This window comes from Burkholderia sp. Bp8963, from assembly GCF_003854275.1.
Taxonomy (GTDB): domain Bacteria; phylum Pseudomonadota; class Gammaproteobacteria; order Burkholderiales; family Burkholderiaceae; genus Burkholderia.
The window spans coordinates 57259-77255 of sequence record NZ_QTQP01000025.1; the positions used below are offsets into that span (position 1 = coordinate 57259).

Sequence of the window (19997 nt, forward strand, 5' to 3'; positions counted from 1 at the left end):
TCGACGTCTCCGATACCTCTTTCAACATCGATATAAACCCGTACGATGCCCGATGCCAGCCCGTGGGAAATCCGCACCCGCCTGAAGACGCGCCAGTTGCTGCTGGTCGTCGCGCTCGCCGACGAAGGCGGCATCCATCGCGCGGCGGCCGTGCTGAACATGACGCAGCCGGCCGCGTCGAAGCTGCTGCGCGAACTCGAGGATTCGATCGGCGCGGTGCTGTTCGAGCGCCTGCCGCGCGGGATGCGGCCGACGCTGTACGGCGACGCGCTGATCCGCCACGCGCGCGCGGCGCTCGGCAGCCTCGACCAGGCCCGCGACGAGCTCGCCGCGCTGAAGGCCGGGCACCTCGGGCACGTCGCGGTCGGCGCGATCACGTCACCGGGCCTGCGCGTCGTGCCGCCGGCCGTCGCCGCGGTGAAGGGGACGCATGCGGGCATCCACGTGTCCGTCGAGATCGACACGAGCAACGTGCTGCTCGAACGCCTCGCGCAGGACAAGCTCGACATCGTGCTCGGCCGTCTCTCCGCGGAGCACGACAAGCTGCACCTGCGCTATGAGCCGCTGACCGGCGAGCCGGTCGCCGCCGTGGTGCGTCCCGGGCATCCGCTGCTCGCGCGCGCGCCGCTCGCGCTCGCCGACGTGCAGCGCGCCGCGTGGGTCGTGCCGCCGGCCGGCAGCGTGCTGCGTCACCGCTTCGAGCTGATGTTCCAGCGCGCGAGCCTCGCGCCGCCCGCGAACGTCGTGGAAACGGCCGCGCTGCTGTTCATCACGCGCGTGCTGGAGCAGAGCGACATGATCGCGGTGCTCGCGGAAGAGGTCGCGCGCTATTACGCAGGGCACGGCATCGTCGCGATGCTGCCGCTGGAGATGGATTGCCGGATGGACGACTTCGGGCTCATCACGCGGACGGACCGGCTGTACTCGCCGGCCGTGTCGGTGATGGTCGACGCGCTTCGAACGGCGGCGCGTGAGGTCTACGACGTGACGATCTGACGGAGCGGCTGCGCGCGCGGGCTGCCGCCTGTCATGCCCCGCCCGCTACTCGCCACCCGCATCGTCTGCCCGCAGCCGCGCGTCGACATGCCCGATGTTCTTTTCGTGCGACACGAGCATCAGCGTCAGCGCGTGATGGATCTCCGGCTGGTCGAGCGTCGGCAGCAGCGCCTGCAGCTTGCGCACGACCCAGCGCTGGCCGCGATTTAGAAACGCCATCCGCTCGGCCAGGTCATCAATCGCCATCGCCTTTTCGTAGAACGCGCCGGTGGCCCGCGTCGGCATCGCGTTCAGCGACCTGATCGCGTCGACGAGCACCGCGCACCAATGCGCTTCGTCGTGGCGAATGTCCGTCATCAGCTTCCGCAGTTCGGGATCGTCGATCTCGGCAACCGTCTCCGACGCAACGCGCGCGCCGGCGCGCTCCGCTTCCAGCAATTCGTCGAGCACGGCGAGCAGCGCGGCGCGGCGTTCGTCCGTCGCAGCCGGATTGCGTGCTCCGGTGGTTTGCGCGGCGGCGGCAGCGGCCTGGTTCCCGAGAATCGCCGCCGCGTCAGCAACGATGCGGCGCAGCACATCGCCCGCACTCGCGATTTCGCCGATCCGGCCCGCGCCGGTGCCGGCGTACAGCGCCATCGCCTCGAAATCGCCGGTCATCGAACGCAGCGGCGAATCGGTGCTGAACAGGTAGATCGGGCGCCCTTCCTCGTCGCCGATCACGACCCGCTCGGGGCCGAACGGATCGCCGCGCTCGCCGCGCGTCACGCTCGACGGCAGCACGCGCACCTTCGCGCCGCGCGGCCAGTTGATGTGGAAGATGTCGGTCAGCAGCGTGTCGCCTTCGCGGGCGTCGACGATGCGCTGCTTGTGATACGGGTGTGCGAACGATTCGTGGGTCGCGAGAAACGCGGTGCCCATCACCGCGCCCTGCGCGCCGAGCGCCATGGCGGCCGCGACGCCTGCGCCGTCGACGATCCCGCCGGCCGCGAGCACCGGCAAGCGCGTCGCGCCGATCACGTCGCGCAACAGCGCGGACAGCGGCCGGTCGCCGCGCACGTGGCCGCCCGCTTCGTGCCCCTGGACGATCAGCGCGTGCGCGCCGGCCGCCTCGGCCGCGCGCGCGTCGTCGAGCGAGCCGACCTGGTGGACAACCCGCACGCCCGCGTCGCGCAGCCGCCGCACGGCGGCCGGCACGACGTCCCAGAACAGCGCGACGACGGGTACGCCGAGTTCGATGCAGGTGTCGAGTTGCGCGTCGAGCAGGTCGGGCGGCGTCGACGCGGGAATCAGGTTGATGCCGAACGGACGGCTGGTCGCGGCGCGCACCTGCTGCACTTCGCGCCGGATCAGCGCGACCGGCTCGCGTACCATGCCGAGAAAACCGAACCCGCCGGCCACGGTCACGGCGCTCACGAGTTCCGCGCGGGCGACGCCGCCCATGCCCGCCAGCACGATCGGCCAGGTACAGCCGAGCAGATCGCAGACGGGGCGGTGCAAGGTTCGGACGGCGCGGGCATCGTGCCCGTCGCCACTCGTCGGATTCGACATGCGGCGTCCTCCTTTCAGGATCGGCGGCACGTCAGGCGGGCGGCAAAGGGAATCACCGCGATCGACGGAGCGCGCACGCGACGCGCGCCAGAGTGACGGGCCGGAAAGCGAAATAGATCACATTGTGACATATCTTAACGAAAGCAGCCGACGTGAACGCAGCGTGTTTGACGCACGTCACGGCCGGCCTCCGCCGCTCACGTCCACCCTTCGAGCCTGAGCGTCGAGCGCACGAGCCGCTGCTCTTCCTGTTCGATTTCCCGCAGATAGTCGACGCACTGGCGGATATGCTCGCTCGCCGCCTTGCGCGCCTGCTCGGGCAAGCGCCCGGTCACCGCGTTGAAGAGCCGCGCGTGCTGGCGGTCGATCTGCTTTTTCAGCGGCTCGCGGTGATACAGGTTGTTCACCGACGCGAACACCGAGCTGAGCAGCAGGTCGGTCAGCGACTGCAGCGTGTTGACGAGCACCGGGTTGTGCGACGCCTCGCAGATCGCGAGATGGAACGCGTGATCGAGCTTCGCGCGCGCAGCCGGATCGAGATCCTGCGCATCGGCCGCGACCATCTCGTCGTAACGGCGCGTGATCAGGATGAAATCGGCCGGCGTGCCGCGCAGCGCCGCAAGCCGCGCGGCCTCGGCCTCGAGCATCCCGCGCACCTCGAACAGGTCGTACAGCGTGCGCGGCTGCGAGCCGAGCAGATGCATCATCGGCGTGATCTCGCGCTGCGGGGTCAGACTCGCGACGAACGAACCCTTTCCATGCGTCGTGTCGATGATGCCGCGCGCGCGCAGCAGCTTCATCCCTTCGCGCACCGCCGTGCGCGACACGCCGAGCTTCTCGGTCAGCCGCCGTTCGGACGGCAACGCCTGTCCCGCCTTCAGCACGCCGTCGACGATCAGCTTCTCGATCCGCTCGGCGACCACGTCGGCCACGTGCCGCGCACGGCCTTCCCGATCCTGCGTTTCCATACTGGTATGACCACTTTCCTGAGATGCCGGTGATTCTGCCACAAACCCTTGTTTCTGTTGGGTTTCGACGGACATCCCTACGCTCGCGCAAAGCCGCCGTAGAAAAACTGGTATGACCACGTTCCCAAGGTCTGGACACGCCCGCCCGCCCCCTCAAGAATCCGTCCTTCCGGCGGACCGCGCAGCACGCAGCGCGCGGCCGCCAGCATGGCGGAGACCCCTCAATGAGTTTCATCTACGACGAACGGATTGACGGCGCCCTGCCGCCGGTCGACCGGCCCGCGCTCGTCGCCGCGTTGCGCGCGGCGGCGCCGGGCCTCGACGTGCTGCACGAGCGCGAGGCGCTGAAGCCGTTTGAATGCGACGGCCTCGCCGCGTACCGCACGGTGCCGCTTGTCGTCGTGCTGCCGGCCACGGTCGACGAAGTGCGCGCGGTGTTGCGCGTCGCGGCCGCGCACGGCGTGCCGGTCGTCGCGCGCGGCGCCGGCACGGGCCTGTCGGGCGGCGCGATGCCGCTCGAGAAAGGCATCCTGCTCGTGATGGCGAAGTTCAACCGGATCCTGTCGATCGACCCGGACGCCGGCACCGCGCGCGTGCAGCCCGGCGTGCGCAACCTCGCGATCTCGCAGGCCGCCGCGCCGCACGGCCTCTACTACGCGCCGGACCCGTCGTCGCAGATCGCGTGCTCGATCGGCGGCAACGTCGCGGAAAACGCGGGCGGCGTGCACTGCCTCAAATACGGCCTCACGGTGCACAACCTGCTCAAGGTCGAGATCCTGAACATCGACGGCGAGCTGCTGACGCTCGGCGCCGACGCGCTCGACGGCCCCGGCTTCGACCTGCTCGCGCTGTTCACGGGCTCGGAAGGGATGCTCGGCATCGTCGTCGAAGTGACGGTGAAGCTGCTGCCAAAGCCGCCGAGCGTGAAGGTGCTGATGGCGAGCTTCGACGACGTCGGCAAGGCCGGCGCCGCGGTCGCGCAGATCATCGGCGCGGGCGTGATTCCCGGCGGGCTCGAGATGATGGACAACCTCGCGATCCGCGCGGCCGAGGATTTCATTCATGCCGGCTATCCGGTCGACGCGCAGGCGATCCTGCTGTGCGAACTCGACGGCGCGGCGAGCGACGTCGAAGAAGACGCCGGGCGCGTGGCCGCGCTGCTGCGCGACGCGGGCGCATCGGAGATCCGCGTCGCGCGCGACGAAGCCGAGCGCCAGCGCTTCTGGGCCGGCCGCAAGAACGCGTTCCCGGCGGTCGGCCGCATCTCGCCCGACTACTACTGCATGGACGGCACGATTCCGCGCCGCGAACTGCCGCGCGTGCTCGAAGCGATCGCGGCGCTGTCGGCCGAATTCGGGCTGCCGGTCGCGAACGTGTTCCACGCGGGCGACGGCAACATGCATCCGCTGATCCTGTTCGACGCGAACCGGCCCGGCGAACTCGACCGCGCGGAAGCGCTCGGCGGCCGGATCCTCGAGCTGTGCGTCGCGGTCGGCGGCAGCATCACCGGCGAACACGGCGTCGGCCGCGAGAAGATCAACCAGATGTGCGTGCAGTTCAACGCCGACGAAATCACGTTCTTCCACGCGGTGAAGGCCGCATTCGATCCGCAGGGCCTGCTGAACCCCGGCAAGAACATCCCGACGCTGCACCGGTGCGCCGAATTCGGCGCGATGCACGTCCACCACGGCCAGCTGCCGTTTCCCGAACTGGAGCGTTTCTGATGCGTCGCGAATTCGAAGCAACCGACGACAGCGCAACGCTGGTCGCACACGTCGAGGCCGCGCTGCACGACCGGCAGCCGCTGCGCATCCGCGGCGGCGACACGAAGGCCCACCTCGGCCGCCTGGTCGCCGCGCGCGAGATCGACACGCGCACGCATCGCGGCATCGTCAGCTACGACCCGACCGAACTCGTCGTCACCGCGCGGGCGGGCACGCCGCTCGCCGAGCTGAACGCCGCGCTCGACGCGGCCGGCCAGATGCTGCCGTGCGAGCCGCCTGAGTTCGGCGGCGCGGCAACGGTCGGCGGGATGTTCGCGGCGGCGCTGTCCGGGCCGCGCCGCCCGTGGGCCGGCGCGGTGCGCGACTTCGTGCTCGGCTGCCGCGTGATCACCGGCCACGCGAAGCATCTGCGCTTCGGCGGCGAAGTGATGAAGAACGTCGCCGGCTACGATGTATCGCGGCTGCTCGCGGGCAGCTTCGGCTGCCTCGGCATCGTGACCGAGGTGTCGTTGAAGGTGCTGCCGAAGCCGCGCGCGACGCGCGACCTGGCGCTCGCGCTCGACGCCGCCGACGCGCTGCAGCGCGTTGCCGCATGGCGACGTGCAGGCCTGCCGCTCGCGGGCGCGTGCCATGCGGACGGCGTGCTGCGCGTGCGGCTCGAAGGCGGCACCGGCTCGGTGAACGCGGCGCGCGCGACGATCGGCGGCGACGACATGGATCACGCGTTCTGGACGCAGCTGCGCGAATGCGCGCTGCCGTTCTTCGACGATCCGCGCCCGCTGTGGCGCCTGTCGGTGCCGGCCGCTGCGCCGCTCGAGTCGCCACCCCGTGCGCTGCCGGGCGCGACGCTGCTCGACTGGGGCGGCGCGCAGCGCTGGCTGAAGAGCGACGCAGATCCGGCCGAGCTGCAGCGCATCGCCGCGCAATGGGGCGGCCATGCGAGCTGCTTCACGCCGGGCGTCACGCAGGCGCCGTTCCAGCCGCTGCCGCCCGCGCTGCTGCGCGTGCACCGCGCGCTGAAGGCCCAGCTCGATCCGCACGCAATCTTCAATCCCGGGCGCATGTACGCCGATTTCTAGACCCAACTTCCAGGCCCGACTTCGAAGCCCGACTTCCAGGCCCGACTTTCCAGCGATCTGCCGATGCAAACCAATCTCAGCGAAGCAAGCAAGGCCCTTGCGCGGGCCGACGAAGCGGAAGCGATCCTGCGCTCGTGCGTGCACTGCGGCTTCTGCAACGCGACCTGCCCGACCTACCAGGTGCTCGGCGACGAACTCGACGGGCCGCGCGGCCGCATCTACCTGATCAAGCAGATGCTCGAGGGCGAGCCCGTCGGCGATACGACGCAGCAGCATCTGGACCGCTGCCTGACCTGCCGCAACTGCGAGACGACATGCCCGTCGGGCGTGCGCTATCACACGCTGCTCGACATCGGCCGCGCCGAAGCCGAAAAGCGTGCGCGGCGTCCCGCGCGCGAGCGCCTGCTGCGCGCGGGCCTGCGGCACGTCGTGCCGCGCCCGGCGACGTTCGCCGCGCTGCTGAAGGCCGGACGCGCGCTGCGCCCGCTGCTGCCGGGCCCGCTGCAGGACAAGATCCCGGCCGCCGTGCCCGCCGCCGCACCGCGCCCGCCCGCGCGCCACGCGCGGCGCGTGCTGATGCTCGAAGGCTGCGTGCAGCCGGCGCTGTCGCCGAACACCAACGCGGCGGCCGCGCGCGTGCTCGACCGGCTCGGCATCAGCGTGACGCCGGCGCGCGAGGCCGGCTGCTGCGGCGCGACCGAATACCACCTGAACGCGCAGGACGCGGGCCTCGCGCGCGCGCGCCGCAACATCGACGCGTGGTGGCCCGCGATCGAGGCCGGCGCCGAGGCGATCGTGCTGACGGCGAGCGGCTGCGGCGCGTTCGTGAAGGAATACGGCGAGCTGCTGCGCCGGGACCCCGCGTATGCGGACAAGGCGCGCCGCGTGAGCGCGCTCGCGCGCGACCTCGCCGAAGTGATCGCGGCCGAGCCGCCTGATGCACTCGCGGCACTCGCCACGTCCGGCGCGCCGCGCGTCGCGTTCCACTGCCCGTGCACGCTGCAGCATGCGCAGCGGCTCGGCGGCGCGGTCGAAAGCATCCTGACGCGGCTCGGCTTCGATCTGACGAATGTCGCCGACGCGCACCTGTGCTGCGGCTCGGCCGGCACCTATGCGCTGACGCAGCCCGAACTCGCGACGAAGCTGCGCGACAACAAGCTCGACGCGCTCGAAGCGGCGCGGCCGGACCTGATTGTCACCGCCAACATCGGCTGCCAGACTCATCTGAATGGCGCGGGCCGTACGCGCGTGCGTCACTGGATCGAACTCATCGACACGCCCCGCGTCATCTGACCCACTGAATCCGGAGAACCGCCATGCAGACCCGACCCGTACTCGACCGCGCCGACGCCGAACGCATGATCGCCGCCGCCCGCGCGGAAGCCGAACGCCACGGCTGGGCCGTGACGATCGCCATCGTCGACGACGGCGGCCACCCGCTCGCGCTGATGCGGCTCGACGGCGCGTCGCCCGCGAGCGCGTACGTTGCGCAGGAAAAGGCGCGCGCCGCCGCGCTCGGCCGGCGCGAAACGAAAGCGTATGAGGATATGATCAACGGTGGCCGCACCGCCTTCCTGAGTGCGCCGCTGTCGGGCTTGCTCGAAGGCGGCGTGCCCGTGACGGTCGGCGGCCAGATTGCGGGCGCGATCGGCGTGTCTGGCGTAAAGTCCGAACAGGACGCGCAGATCGCCCGCGCCGGCATACAAAGCGTCGCGGCGTGATCCGCGCGCGCCCCACCTTTCCCCGGGAGGATTCACGATGATCGACCATGACGGACTGCAAGTCGCGCCAGCGCTGAGCCAGTTCATCGAAAACGAAGCGCTGCCGGGCACCGGCATCGACAAGGCCACGTTCTGGCGCGGCTTTTCGGCGCTGGTGCACGACCTCGCGCCGCGCAACCGCGAGCTGCTCGCGGAACGCGATCGCCTGCAGCAGGAACTCGACACGTGGCACCGCGCGCACCCCGGCCCGGTGCGCGACCATGCCGCGTATCGCGCGTTCCTCGAGCAGATCGGCTATCTGGTGCCCGCGCCCGCGAACGTCGCGGCCGCCACCACGAACGTCGACAGCGAAATCGCCGAGCAAGCCGGCCCGCAGCTCGTCGTGCCGCTGTCGAATGCGCGCTATGCGCTGAACGCGGCGAACGCGCGCTGGGGCAGCCTGTACGACGCGCTGTACGGCACCGATGTGCTGCCCGAGGACAACGGCGCGGAACGCACCGCGGCCTACAACCCGACGCGCGGCCAGCACGTGATCGACTATGCGCGCGGCGTGCTCGACAACGCGGCGCCGCTCGCGCGCGGCTCGCACCGCGACGCGCTGCGCTACCGCGTGCAGGACGGCCAGCTCGCCGTCGACACGAACGCGGGCGTCACCACGCTCGCGCAGCCCGCGCAGTTCGCCGGCTACCAGGGTACGGCCGACGCGCCGTCGGCGATCCTGCTGAAGCACAACGGGCTGCACATCGAGATCCAGATCGACGCGTCGTCGCCGATCGGGCGCACCGACGTCGCGAACGTGAAGGACGTCGTGCTCGAGGCGGCGGTCAGTACGATCATCGACTGCGAGGATTCGGTCGCCGCCGTCGATGCGGAAGACAAGGTGCAGCTCTATCGCAACTGGCTCGGCCTGATGCAAGGCACGCTCGTCGAGGAAATGTCGAAAGGTGGCAAGACCTTCACGCGCCGCCTGAACGCCGACCGCGACTACACGACGCCCGCCGGCGGCACGCTGACGCTGCACGGCCGCTCGCTGCTGTTCATCCGCAACGTCGGCCACCTGATGACCAACGGCGCGGTGCTCGACCGCGACGGCCACGAGATTCCGGAAGGCATCCTCGACGGCGTCGTCACGACACTGTGCGCGCTGCACGACCTGAAGTCGAAGCGCAACTCGCGCACGGGCTCGATCTACATCGTGAAGCCGAAGATGCACGGCCCGGTCGAAGTCGCGTTCTCCGACACGCTGTTCGCGCGCGTCGAGGACCTGTACGGCCTGCCGCGCAACACGTTGAAGATGGGCATCATGGACGAGGAGCGCCGCACCAGCGTGAACCTGTCCGCATGCATCGCGGCCACCGCCGCGCGCGTCGCGTTCATCAACACGGGCTTCCTCGACCGCACCGGCGACGAGATGCACTCGTCGATGGAAGCGGGTCCGATGATCCGCAAGGGCGACATGAAATCGTCCGCGTGGATCACCGCGTACGAGCGCAACAACGTGCTCGCCGGCCTCGCCGCCGGCCTGCGCGGCCGCGCGCAGATCGGCAAGGGCATGTGGGCGATGCCGGACCTGATGCATGCGATGCTCGAGCAGAAGATCGCGCATCCGCGCGCGGGCGCGAACACCGCGTGGGTGCCGTCGCCGACCGCCGCGACGCTGCATGCGCTGCACTATCATCTCGTCGACGTGCAGGCCGTCCAGCAGGAACTCGAGAAGATCGCCTACGCGAGCGAGCGCGACACGCTGCTCGAAGGGCTGCTGACGATCCCGGTCGTCGAGCGTGCCGAATGGAGCGAAGACGAGATCCTGCACGAAGTCGAGAACAATGCGCAGGGCATCCTCGGCTACGTCGTGCGCTGGGTCGAACAGGGCGTCGGCTGCTCGAAGGTGCCCGACATCAACAACGTCGGCCTGATGGAAGACCGCGCGACGCTGCGCATCTCGAGCCAGCACATCGCGAACTGGCTGCGCCACGGCGTGATCACCGAAGACTTCGTGCTCGGCGTGTTCAAGCGGATGGCGCGCGTCGTCGACCAGCAGAACGCCGGCGACGCGAACTACCGGCCGATGGCGCCCAACTTCGATTCGTCGTACGCGTTCAAGGCCGCGTGCGCGCTCGCGCTGCAGGGCACCGCGCAGCCGAGCGGCTATACCGAGCCGCTGCTGCATCAGTTCCGGCTCGCGTTCAAGCAGCACCAGCGCGCAGGCTGAGTGGCGCATGCGGGTTCGCACCCGCATGGGTTCCCGCCGAAACGGGCGGCCATCGTGGCCGCCCGTTTTCATATGGCGTGCGGTCTGACAAGGCTCGAGCGCGTATTCGCGCACGTTGGAATCAAGCGTAATTTGATTCGCGCCGGCGATTCTCAACATTTATCGCGCGCACAAACGCGCGCGTTATACTGCGTCCGATACCGCTGAGGAATCGGATTTCGGTAGACGCCGACAGCGAAAGCGCGATTGTCATCCGCGCAAGCCGCCGACAAGCCGCGGATTTTTTTCTCCACTATCGGGGGGACACACATCAGGATGGCCGCGGCGCCCGCCCAGCGCCTGCCCGTCATCCGGCATGAACGGCCGTACCGGATCGCCGCCAATATCGTCATACGAACAATCGCATCGGCCCGAGGCGCCCGTCGTGCGCCGCGGCGATGCCCACCGATCTTTGGACCATGGCAGAAACCGACTACGCGGTGCCCAGCGAGCCCGGCCTGACACGCCGCGCTGCCGCTCGGCTGCGCCGGCTGTTCGCCCCGCACCTGATCTTCTATTCGGGGCTGGCGATCGCGCTGATCCTGTTGCTGCTGTGCGGCAGCCTGCTCTACGAAGGCCGGATCGACGCGCGCGAGCGCGCGCGCACCACGCTGCAGAACCTCGCGCTGATGGCCGCCTGGGACATCGAGCGCAACGTCGAGATCTATTCGCTGTCGCTGCAGGCTGTCGTCGAAGGCGTGAACCAGCCCGAAGTCATGCGCCTGCCGATGTCGCTGCGCCGCCAGGTGCTGTTCGACCGCTCGACGACCGCCCGCTATCTCGGCGGCATCTACGTGATGGACGCCAACGGCAATATCACGGTCGACGGCGAGAGCGACGTGCCGCGCGCCGGCAATTTCAGCGATGCACGGTACTTCACCATACACCGCGACCGGCCGGACATCGGCCTGTACGTCAGCGATCCTTACCATTCGAGGCTGCGCAACGGCTCGCCGAGCGTCGCGCTCAGCCGACGCATCTCGCGCCCGGACGGCTCGTTCGGCGGCATCGCCGTGATGTCGATCCGGCTCGAATATTTCCAGGACCTGTTCGCGCGCCTCGCACTCGGCAAACGCGGCTCGATCTCGCTGATCGCGACGGATGGCCTGATGCTGATGCGCCAGCCGTACGACCCGAAGATCATCGGCCGCGACATCAGCAAGGCGAGCACGTTCAAGCGCTTCATGACCGCGAACGACGGCAGCTTCAGCGACACCGCGTCGATCGATGGCGTGCGGCGGCTGTACGTGTTCCGGCACCTGAACAACCTGCCGCTGATCATCATGGTCGCGGAAGCCGAATCGGACATCTACGCGGCGTGGTACAACCGCGCGATCCCGGTCGGCTCGGCGATGGCGGCCCTCGCGCTCGGCTTCGTCGCGCTGTCGCGGCTGCTCGACGTGCAATTGCGCAAGCGCCATCGCGCGGAAGCCGAACTGCAGGCGCTCGCGCGCACTGACGGTCTCACGGGCCTCGACAACCGCCGCATGCTCGACGACACGCTCGAGCGCGAATGGCGCCGTGCCGCACGCTCGCAGCATGTGCTGTCGCTATTGTTCATCGACGTCGACCACTTCAAGCGCTACAACGACACGCAAGGCCACCAGGCGGGCGACGACGCACTCGCGGCGGTCGGTCGCTGCATCGCCGGCTGCCTGCGCCGGCCGGCCGACTACGCGGCGCGCTACGGCGGCGAGGAATTCGTCGTGATCCTGCCCGACGTCGGCCCGGAAGGCGCGGCGGCGATCGCCGAGACGATCCGCGTGAGCATCCAGGACCTCGGGATCAAGCATGCGGCGAGCGAGTTCGGCCGGCTGACCGCGAGCATCGGCGTGACCACCTGCTACCCCGAATGGGACGGCGGCGTCCAGGCCGCGCTGAAACTTGCCGACGATGCGCTGTACTGCGCAAAAGCGGGCGGCCGCAACAAGGTGGTCGTGCAGGCCGCCACGCACCTCGAACGCCGGCGCGCGTGACGCCGGGCGCGCCGTGCCGGCCCGACCGGCGCGCGCGCCCGTAAAATCGCCGACAATACCGACTCGTTGCGCGGCCGTACCGCGCATCCGGCACGGCCCACCGGCCGGCATCCGCCGCGCGGCCGGCCCCTACCGTCATGAAACTCAAGGCAAAGATCTTCCTTCTGGCCATCGTGCCGTTTCTCCTCGCGATCGCCGGCATCGGCTTCGGGGTGCGCCAGCAGGCGACGGCGCTCGCGCGCACGCAGCACGCGACGATCCAGGCCGCGTACCTGTCGAGCAAGGAAGTCGAGCTCAGGCATTACGTCGACCTCGCGACGAGCTCGATCATGCCGCTGTACGAAGCGAGTGGCCGCAACGCGCGCGACGACGCGCTGCTGCGCATGCAGGCGCTCGCGATGCTGCAGAAAATGGATTTCGGCCCCGACGGCTACTTCTTCGTGTACGACCTGCACGGCAATTCGCTGATGCATCCGCGCGAGCCCGAGCGGGTCGGCCACAATTTCTGGTCGATGCGCGACCCGCAAGGCGGCCTGACGATCCAGCAACTGATCAGCGCCGCGTCGCACGGCGGCGGCTATGTGCGCTATATCTGGCAGCGTCCGTCGACGGGGCGCCCGGCGCCGAAGCTCGGCTACGTGGTCGCGCTCGAGCACTGGGGCTGGATGGTCGGCACCGGCATCTATCTCGACGACGTCGACAATGCGTTGCAGCGCATCGATGCACGCGCGTCCGCGAACATCGAGCGCACGATGAGCTGGCTCACCGCGATCGCGCTGGCGGGCGCGGCGGCAATCTCCGTCTGCGCGCTGGTGCTGAACGTCAGCGAATCGCGCAGCGCGGACGCGAAGCTCAAGCAGCTCGCGCAGCGCGTGGTCGAATCGCAGGAACAGGAGCGCGCACGGCTGTCGCGCGAGTTGCATGACGGCATCAGCCAGATGATGGTGTCCGCGAAGCTGATGCTCGAATCGGCGCTCGCGCGCTTCGAGCGCGGCACCGCGCGCATGCCGGCGGCCGAGCAGGCGCTCGCGTCCGGCGTCGTGCGGCTCGGCGACACGCTGCGCGAAGTGCGGCGCATCTCGCATGCGCTGCGTCCCGCCATGCTCGACGATCTCGGCCTTGCGGCCGCGCTCGAGCAGCTCGTTCGCGAACTCGGCGCGGAAAGCGGCATCGACATCGGCTACACGCAGGTCGCGCACAGCGGCACGCGGCCGCTGCCCGCCGCCGTCAACACCGCGCTGTTCCGGATCGCGCAGGAAGCGCTGAGCAACATCGTGCATCACGCGCACGCGTCGCGCGCCGCCGTCACGCTCGACCTCGGCGCTCACGCGATCACGCTGACCATCGCCGACAACGGCTGTGGCTTCGACGCCGAGCGCTCGCAGGCCGACGCACGCGGCGGCATCGGCCTGCGCAACATGCGCGAACGCCTCGACGCGCTCGGCGGTACGCTGTCGATCACGTCGCAGGTCGGCCACACCGTGGTGGCCGCGCGCGTGCCGCTGACGTCGGCGGCCTGACCTCACGCGCCGCCAACGATTTCCAGGAGACCTTCGCCCATGCGTGCCACCGACAACGACAACGACCACGCCAACCTGCCAGCCACCGAGCCCGTCGCCGAGCCCGTCGCCGAGCCGGTCGCCCGCCTGCTGCTCGTCGACGACCATCCGCTCGTGCGCGACGGCCTGCGGATGCGGCTCGAAGCCGCCGACCTGTCCGTCGTCGGCGAGGCCGGCAACGCCGACGAGGCGCTCGCGCTCGCCGAGACGCTCGAGCCCGATCTCGCGCTGATGGACGTCGGCATGAACGGGATGAACGGCATCGCGCTCGCCGGCGTCTTCCACGAACGCCATCCGGGCATCCGCGTGCTGATGCTGTCGATGCACGACAACGTCGAATACGTGACGCAGGCGGTGCGGGCGGGCGCGAGCGGCTATCTGCTGAAGGATTCGCCGGCGAGCGAGATCGTCCGCGCGATCGGCGCGGTGCTCGCGGGCCACACATTCTTCAGCGAGGGGCTCGCCGCGCGGATGATCCACGCGCACGCGGCGGCGTCGCCGCTCGATCGGCTGACGCCGCGCGAACGCGACATCCTCGACACGCTCGCGCAAGGCCTGTCGAGCAAGCAGATCGCGCAGCAGACAGGGCTGTCGGTGCGCACGGTCGAGACGCACCGGCTCAACCTGAAGCGCAAGCTCGACATCGAAGGCCAGGCCGAGCTGATCAAGTTCGCGGTCGAGCATCGGCGGCGGTGAGCGCGCGGCGGCGCATGTGCAATCGCATGTGCAACAAGCGCGCAACAAAAAAGGGCGCCTGAGTAAGGCGCCCTTCGTGCATCGGAACCGCGTTGCCGCTCAGTTCGTCCGTGCGTTGTGCTTCTGCAGGTAGGCGATCAGCCCGTCGACGCCGCCCGACGCGAGCTGGCTCTTGAACTGGCCCTGGTAGACCTGGATCAGCCACGCGCCCGACATGTCGATGTCGTAGATCTTCCAGTCGTTGCCGACCTTGCCGAGCCGGTAGCCCACCGACTGGCTGTCGCCCGGCGTCGTCACCGTCGACTGCACGAGCGCATCGGTGCCCGATGCGCTACCGGCCTTGAACGAGAACTTCGCGTCCTGGCTGCCGAGCTGCGCGAGCGACGCGGCATAGGTGCGCGTCATCAGCAGCTTGAATTGCTTGTACAGCTCCTGCTGCTGTTGCGGCGTCGCCTGCTTCCAGGCGTCGCCGACCGCGATGCGGGTCGTGCGCTCGAAATTCGTCGCCGGCAGGAAGCGCTGCTCGACGACCTGCGTGACCTTCGCCATGTCGCCGCCACGGGCGGCCGGATCCGCCTTCATCGCAGTAACGGTGCCCTCGACCGCGTTGCGGACGATGTCGACCGGCGCGCTTTGCGCGAACGCGGAAATCGACACGGTGGCGGCGGCGAGGAAAGCAAACAGATGACGTTTCATACGGATATCGCACTCGGTAAGGAAAGACGGCCGGCGCGGCAGGCCGCCCGGTCGACGCAAGTATAGCGGGCCTGACGCGCGGCTGCCGCGCGGTGACCGACTGTTACCTTTGGCGCCGGATTGTCACAAGAGCGCCGAACGCCGGGCCGATTCATGTAAGCACCTCCTTACATCCGGCCCCGTTGCCGGGCCCCCTTATGTGGTTCCATTATGCGGCCCGGCCCGCCTCAACGGCCGCCGGCCCCGATTCCCCCGCTGCGGGACAAATCTCCTTCCGTTCCCGAAATGCCCGAACGTCACGACTCACGCCACGATGCGCCGGTATACTTGGCTACTTTGCCTTTTCGAGCCACACCCCACCGCCACATGGTGACCTCTCTCATCATTCGACTCGTTGCGTGGTCGGTGCGACGCCCGATCTGGGTCGTCGCACTGTCGCTGATCATTGGCGCCGCGAGCGGCGTCTACGTTGCCGGCCACTTCAGGATCAACACGGACATCAGCAAGCTCGTCGACGCCGAACCGCAATGGGCCGCGCTCGGCCAGTCGATCGACCGCGCATTCCCGCAACGCAACGGTACGATCCTCGCGGTCGTCGAAGCACCCGCCCCCGAATTCGCGACGGCCGCCGCACACGCGCTGACGGGCGCGCTGCAGAAACAGGCCGACGCCGGCCGCCTCGGCCAGGTCGCCGAGCCGGGCGGCGGCCCGTTCTTCGAGCACAACGGGCTGCTGTTCCTGTCGCCGCAGGAAGTTGCGGATACGACGTCGCAGCTCGCGAGCGCGCGCCCGCTCGTCAACGAGCTCGCGAAGAACCCGAGCCTGACCGGGCTCGCAACCACGCTGTCGACGACGCTCGGCCAGCCGCTCCTGACCGGCCAGGTCAAGCTGCCGGGGATGGCCAAGCTGCTCGCGCGCAGCGCCGCGACGGTCGACGACGTGCTGGCCGGCAAGCCTGCCGCGTTCTCGTGGCGCGCGCTCGTCGACAGCGACGCGGCGCACCAGCCGGCGCGCGCATTCGTCACCGTGCAGCCGCTCGTCAACTACGGCGCGCTGAAGGCGGGCGCCGCCGCGAGCCAGACGATCCGCGACACCGCGCGCACGCTCGATCTCGAGAAACGCTTCGGCGCAGTCGTACAGCTGACCGGCGAGCAGCCGCTCGCCGACGACGAATTCGCATCGGTGCAGGACGGCGCGGCGCTCAACGGCGCGCTCACGCTGTTCGCCGTGCTCGTCATCCTGTGGCTTGCGCTGCGCTCGAAGCGGATGATCGGCTCGGTGATCGTCACGCTGTTCGTCGGCCTCGCCGTCACCGCGGCGCTCGGCCTGATGCTGGTCGGCTCGCTGAACATGATCTCGGTCGCGTTCATGGTGCTGTTCGTCGGCCTCGGCGTCGATTTCTCGATCCAGTACGGCGTGAAGTACCGCGAGGAGCGCTTCCGCGACTCGCGCATCGATCACGCGCTGATCGGCGCCGCGCACTCGATGGGCCTGCCGCTCGCGCTCGCGACCGCGGCGGTCGCGGCGAGCTTCTTCTCGTTCATCCCGACCGCGTATCGCGGCGTGTCCGAACTCGGCCTGATCGCCGGCGTCGGCATGTTCGTCGCGCTGCTGACCACGCTCACGCTGCTGCCCGCGCTACTGCGCCTGTTCGCGCCGCCGGGCGAATCGAAGACGCCTGGCTTCCCGGCGCTCGCGCCGGTCGACGATTTTCTCGACCGGCACCGCAAGCCGATCCTGATCGGCACGCTCGCGGTCGTGATCGGCGGGCTGCCGCTGCTCGCGTTCCTGCGCTTCGACTTCAACCCGCTGCACCTGAAGGATCCGCACAGCGAATCGATGGCGACGCTGATCGCACTGAAGGATTCGCCGGAGGCATCGGTCAACGACGTCACGCTGCTCGCGCCGTCGCTCGCCGCGGCCGACGCGGCCGCGAAGCGCCTCGGCGCGCTGCCCGAAGTCGGCCGCACGACGACGCTGTCGACGTTCATCCCCGCCGGCCAGCCGGAAAAACGCGCGGCGATCGCCGCCGCCGCGAGCGAGCTGGTGCCCGCGCTGACCCAGCCCGCCGCGCCGCCCGCGACCGACGCGCAGCGCGTCGCCGCGCTCAAGCGCGTGTCGGACCTGCTCGGCTACGCGGCCGAGGATCACCCCGGACCCGGCGCGGCGGCCGCGCAACATCTGTCCGCGTCGCTCGCAAAGCTCGCCGCCGCCGACGCCGCGACGCGCGACCGCGCCGAACGCGCGTTCTCCGACACGCTGCACGTCGCGCTCAATCAACTCGCGACGCTGCTGCAGCCGCAGGACATCACGCGCGACACGCTGCCGCCGTCGATCGTGCGCGACTGGGTCGCGCCGGACGGCCAGGCGCTCGTGCAGATCTCGCCGAAGGTGCCGAACGGCGTCGATCCGGGCGACGACGCGATGCTGCGCCGCTTCGTGACTGCCGTGAAGGCCGTCGAGCCGAACGCGATCGGCGGGCCGATCTCGATCCTGCATTCGGCCGATACGATCATCAACGCGTTCCTGCATGCAGCGCTGTGGTCGATCGTGTCGATCACGATCCTGCTGTGGATCACGCTGCGCCGGTTCGGCGACGTGTTGCGCACGCTCGTGCCGCTGCTCGTGTCGGGCATCGTCACGCTCGAGATCTGCGTGTTGATCGGCATGCCGCTCAACTTCGCGAACATCATCGCGCTGCCGCTGATGCTCGGCGTCGGCGTCGCATTCAAGGTGTATTTCGTGATGGCTTGGCGCGCGGGTCAGACTGGCCTGCTGCATTCCAGCCTCACGCATGCGGTGCTGTTCAGCGCCGCGACGACCGCGACCGCGTTCGGCAGCCTGTGGCTGTCGCATCACCCGGGAACGTCGAGCATGGGCAAGCTGCTGGCGCTGGCGCTGACTTGCACGCTGATCGGCGCCGTGGTGTTTCAGCCGGTACTCATGGGCAAACCGCGCGTGAAGCGCGCGAAGAACCAATCGCAAGGAATCAATGAATAAGGTGCGAATCATTGCGGCGAGCGTCGCCGCAGGCGCGATGCTGAGCGGCTGCGCGACCGGCCCCGACCGCAATCCGGCCGACCCGCTCGAGCCGATGAACCGCGCGGTGTACAAGTTCAACGACACCGTCGACCAGAACATCGCGGTGCCGATCGCGAAGGGCTACCAGAAGATCACGCCGACGCCGATGCGCACGGCAATCAGCAACTTCTTCTCGAACCTCGGCGACCTCGGCAACATCGCGAACAACCTGCTGCAGTTGCGCATCACCGACGCGACGGAAGACCTGATGCGGGTTGCGATGAACTCGTTGTTCGGCGTCGGCGGCCTGATCGACATCGCGACGCCCGCCGGCCTGCCGAAGCATCACCAGGATTTCGGGCTCACGATGGCCCGCTGGGGCATGCCGTCCGGCCCGTATCTCGTGCTGCCGGTGTTCGGGCCGAGCACGTTCCGCGACGGCGTCGGCCGCGCGGTCGACGTGCGCTTCAACCTGCTCAACTACATCGAGCCGGCCGCGCGCAATCCGATGTACGTGATGCAGTTCGTGAGCGCCCGCTCGGACCTGCTCGGCGCGACCGACCTGCTGAAGCAGGCCGCGCTCGACCCGTACTCGTTCGTGCGCGACGCGTACCTGCAGCAGCGCAAGTCGCTGACCTACAAGAGCGAGTCCGCGCCGAGCGCGCTGCCGAACTACAACGAGCCCGGCGAGTCGGACGGCGCGCCGGCGAACACGCCGGCCGCGCCCGGGTTGCCGAATTATCAGGATCCGGGCGAATCGGGTGGGGCGCCGGCGAACGCACCGGCTGCACCGGCCGCACCGGCCGCGCCAGGGATGCCGCAATACAACGATCCGGGTGCGGACAATACGATGCCGGCGAGTGCGCCGGTTGTGCCGGCAAGCGGAGCTGCTGCGCAGTAACGTCGAATCGGTCGGGAAATGCTCAGGGGCGCTGCACGATGCAGCGCGCCTGATTGCTGACGAACCCCTCGTTTTTCGGAACGAGGGGTTTTGTCTTTCAGGCGCAGGCGGAGTGGAACGGAAGAGGGGAAGAAGGGCCGCGCTTGCGCCGGCTCAGACGATCCGCAGCGCCCCCGCGCGCCCGAACGCATGCCGCGCCTGGATCAGCGTCGTGCGCGCCGCGCGCGCATCGCCCGCGACCTGCAGCAGCGGGCCGAGCTGCGAAGGCTGCTTCAACAGCTCGCGCAGGATCGGCAGGATCGCCGTGCTGCCGTCGTCGCGCAGCCCGGCTGTCGCCGCGCGCGGCAGCGTGCGCCACGCCGGATCGACGATCGCGCGGCACACCGCGAACGGCACGCCGCGCGCGGCCGCGAACGCCGCCGCGATGTGCGACTCCATGTCGACGGCCTGCGCGCCCTTCGCGCGATACAGCGAAGCCTTGTCCTCTTCACTGACGACCGGCGCGCCGACAGCCGCCATCACGCCGCGCTTCACGCGCGGCCACACCGGCGTGTCGTGCAGCGCGCCGACGAGCCGCGCGCTCCACGCGACGTCGGTCTGCACGCGTCCGAACGGCCCGTCGATTGCATCCGGGATCACGAGCGCGCCCGGCTCCAGGTCGGGTGCGAGCCCGCCGGCCGTGCCGAAGCTGATGATGCCCGCGCAGCCGTGCGCGGTCGCTTCGGTCAGCGCGCGCTCGAGACGATCGGCGCGCGCGGCGAATACGGCCTCGACACCGTCGCCGCGCGCGATGCGTGCCTCGAACGCCATCCCCGTCACCGCGATGACGGGCAGCGTGCCGTTATGCGTCGATGCCGCCAC

At 69.5% G+C, this 19997-nt stretch carries 15 protein-coding genes; 11 read left to right on the forward strand and 4 right to left on the reverse strand.

Features of this window, described 5'->3' with window-relative positions; all coding sequences use genetic code 11:
• Positions 1–45 precede the first annotated feature (45 nt).
• Complete coding sequence (locus DID96_RS21210) at positions 46–996, forward strand: LysR substrate-binding domain-containing protein (protein ID WP_124601227.1); 951 nt, start codon at positions 46–48, stop codon at positions 994–996.
• 45 nt (positions 997–1041) lie between these two features.
• On the opposite strand, the gene DID96_RS21215 is transcribed toward DID96_RS21210, so the two are convergent.
• Together DID96_RS21215 and glcC are read right to left on the reverse strand one after the other, a co-directional pair.
• Positions 1042–2544: a nitronate monooxygenase gene (locus DID96_RS21215; protein ID WP_124601228.1), complete on the reverse strand. Its 1503-nt coding sequence runs from the start codon at positions 2542–2544 to the stop codon at positions 1042–1044.
• Between the two features lie 197 nt (positions 2545–2741).
• Complete coding sequence (glcC, locus tag DID96_RS21220; RefSeq protein ID WP_124601229.1) at positions 2742–3512, reverse strand: transcriptional regulator GlcC; 771 nt, start codon at positions 3510–3512, stop codon at positions 2742–2744.
• A 224-nt stretch (positions 3513–3736) separates the two neighbouring features.
• Here glcC and glcD point away from each other — a divergent pair, with 224 nt between their 5' ends.
• From glcD to DID96_RS21260, 8 genes are all read left to right on the forward strand, one after another.
• Positions 3737–5236 carry a glycolate oxidase subunit GlcD gene (gene glcD, locus DID96_RS21225; protein ID WP_124601230.1) on the forward strand — a complete coding sequence of 500 codons (1500 nt, stop codon included), beginning with the start codon at positions 3737–3739 and terminating at the stop codon, positions 5234–5236.
• Positions 5236–6315: a glycolate oxidase subunit GlcE gene (glcE, locus tag DID96_RS21230; RefSeq protein ID WP_124601231.1), complete on the forward strand. Its 1080-nt coding sequence runs from the start codon at positions 5236–5238 to the stop codon at positions 6313–6315. Before glcD ends, glcE begins: the two co-directional genes overlap by 1 nt.
• A gap of 63 nt (positions 6316–6378) precedes the next feature.
• A complete protein-coding gene (gene glcF, locus DID96_RS21235; protein WP_124601232.1) occupies positions 6379–7608 on the forward strand; it encodes a glycolate oxidase subunit GlcF in 1230 nt (409 codons plus the stop codon).
• Between the two features lie 23 nt (positions 7609–7631).
• Complete coding sequence (locus DID96_RS21240; RefSeq protein ID WP_124601233.1) at positions 7632–8036, forward strand: heme-binding protein; 405 nt, start codon at positions 7632–7634, stop codon at positions 8034–8036.
• A 37-nt stretch (positions 8037–8073) separates the two neighbouring features.
• Positions 8074–10248, forward strand: coding sequence for a malate synthase G (locus tag DID96_RS21245; RefSeq protein ID WP_124601234.1), 2175 nt, complete (start codon positions 8074–8076; stop codon positions 10246–10248).
• 458 nt (positions 10249–10706) lie between these two features.
• Entirely contained in the window at positions 10707–12263 is a 1557-nt protein-coding gene (locus tag DID96_RS21250) for a sensor domain-containing diguanylate cyclase (RefSeq protein WP_124601235.1), read from the forward strand.
• 137 nt (positions 12264–12400) lie between these two features.
• Complete coding sequence (locus tag DID96_RS21255; protein ID WP_124601236.1) at positions 12401–13783, forward strand: cache domain-containing protein; 1383 nt, start codon at positions 12401–12403, stop codon at positions 13781–13783.
• Between the two features lie 129 nt (positions 13784–13912).
• Positions 13913–14518, forward strand: a complete 606-nt coding sequence (locus DID96_RS21260) for a response regulator transcription factor (RefSeq protein ID WP_185732319.1) — start codon at positions 13913–13915, stop codon at positions 14516–14518.
• Positions 14519–14617: 99 nt separating this feature from the next.
• Here DID96_RS21260 and DID96_RS21265 read toward each other — a convergent pair whose 3' ends face one another.
• The gene (locus DID96_RS21265) at positions 14618–15214 is read right to left on the reverse strand and encodes a phospholipid-binding protein MlaC (protein WP_124601237.1); all 597 of its coding nucleotides are present in this window, start codon (positions 15212–15214) and stop codon (positions 14618–14620) included.
• A gap of 366 nt (positions 15215–15580) precedes the next feature.
• Between DID96_RS21265 and DID96_RS21270 the strand changes: the two genes are divergently transcribed.
• Both DID96_RS21270 and DID96_RS21275 read left to right on the forward strand, forming a co-directional pair.
• Complete coding sequence (locus DID96_RS21270; protein WP_124601238.1) at positions 15581–18214, forward strand: MMPL family transporter; 2634 nt, start codon at positions 15581–15583, stop codon at positions 18212–18214.
• Positions 18207–19136, forward strand: a complete 930-nt coding sequence (locus DID96_RS21275; RefSeq protein WP_124601239.1) for a VacJ family lipoprotein — start codon at positions 18207–18209, stop codon at positions 19134–19136. Before DID96_RS21270 ends, DID96_RS21275 begins: the two co-directional genes overlap by 8 nt.
• Before the next feature lie 153 nt (positions 19137–19289).
• Here DID96_RS21275 and DID96_RS21280 read toward each other — a convergent pair whose 3' ends face one another.
• Positions 19290–19997 carry a phosphorylase gene (locus DID96_RS21280; protein WP_124601240.1) on the reverse strand — a complete coding sequence of 236 codons (708 nt, stop codon included), beginning with the start codon at positions 19995–19997 and terminating at the stop codon, positions 19290–19292.

Coding starts and splice junctions, on each gene's coding strand:
- DID96_RS21210 (WP_124601227.1), top strand. CDS start 46: ATGCCCGATGCCAGCCCGTGGGAAATCCGCACCCGCCTGAAGACGCGC.
- DID96_RS21215 (WP_124601228.1), bottom strand. CDS start 2,544: ATGTCGAATCCGACGAGTGGCGACGGGCACGATGCCCGCGCCGTCCGA.
- glcC (WP_124601229.1), bottom strand. CDS start 3,512: ATGGAAACGCAGGATCGGGAAGGCCGTGCGCGGCACGTGGCCGACGTG.
- glcD (WP_124601230.1), top strand. CDS start 3,737: ATGAGTTTCATCTACGACGAACGGATTGACGGCGCCCTGCCGCCGGTC.
- glcE (WP_124601231.1), top strand. CDS start 5,236: ATGCGTCGCGAATTCGAAGCAACCGACGACAGCGCAACGCTGGTCGCA.
- glcF (WP_124601232.1), top strand. CDS start 6,379: ATGCAAACCAATCTCAGCGAAGCAAGCAAGGCCCTTGCGCGGGCCGAC.
- DID96_RS21240 (WP_124601233.1), top strand. CDS start 7,632: ATGCAGACCCGACCCGTACTCGACCGCGCCGACGCCGAACGCATGATC.
- DID96_RS21245 (WP_124601234.1), top strand. CDS start 8,074: ATGATCGACCATGACGGACTGCAAGTCGCGCCAGCGCTGAGCCAGTTC.
- DID96_RS21250 (WP_124601235.1), top strand. CDS start 10,707: ATGGCAGAAACCGACTACGCGGTGCCCAGCGAGCCCGGCCTGACACGC.
- DID96_RS21255 (WP_124601236.1), top strand. CDS start 12,401: ATGAAACTCAAGGCAAAGATCTTCCTTCTGGCCATCGTGCCGTTTCTC.
- DID96_RS21265 (WP_124601237.1), bottom strand. CDS start 15,214: ATGAAACGTCATCTGTTTGCTTTCCTCGCCGCCGCCACCGTGTCGATT.
- DID96_RS21270 (WP_124601238.1), top strand. CDS start 15,581: ATGGTGACCTCTCTCATCATTCGACTCGTTGCGTGGTCGGTGCGACGC.
- DID96_RS21275 (WP_124601239.1), top strand. CDS start 18,207: ATGAATAAGGTGCGAATCATTGCGGCGAGCGTCGCCGCAGGCGCGATG.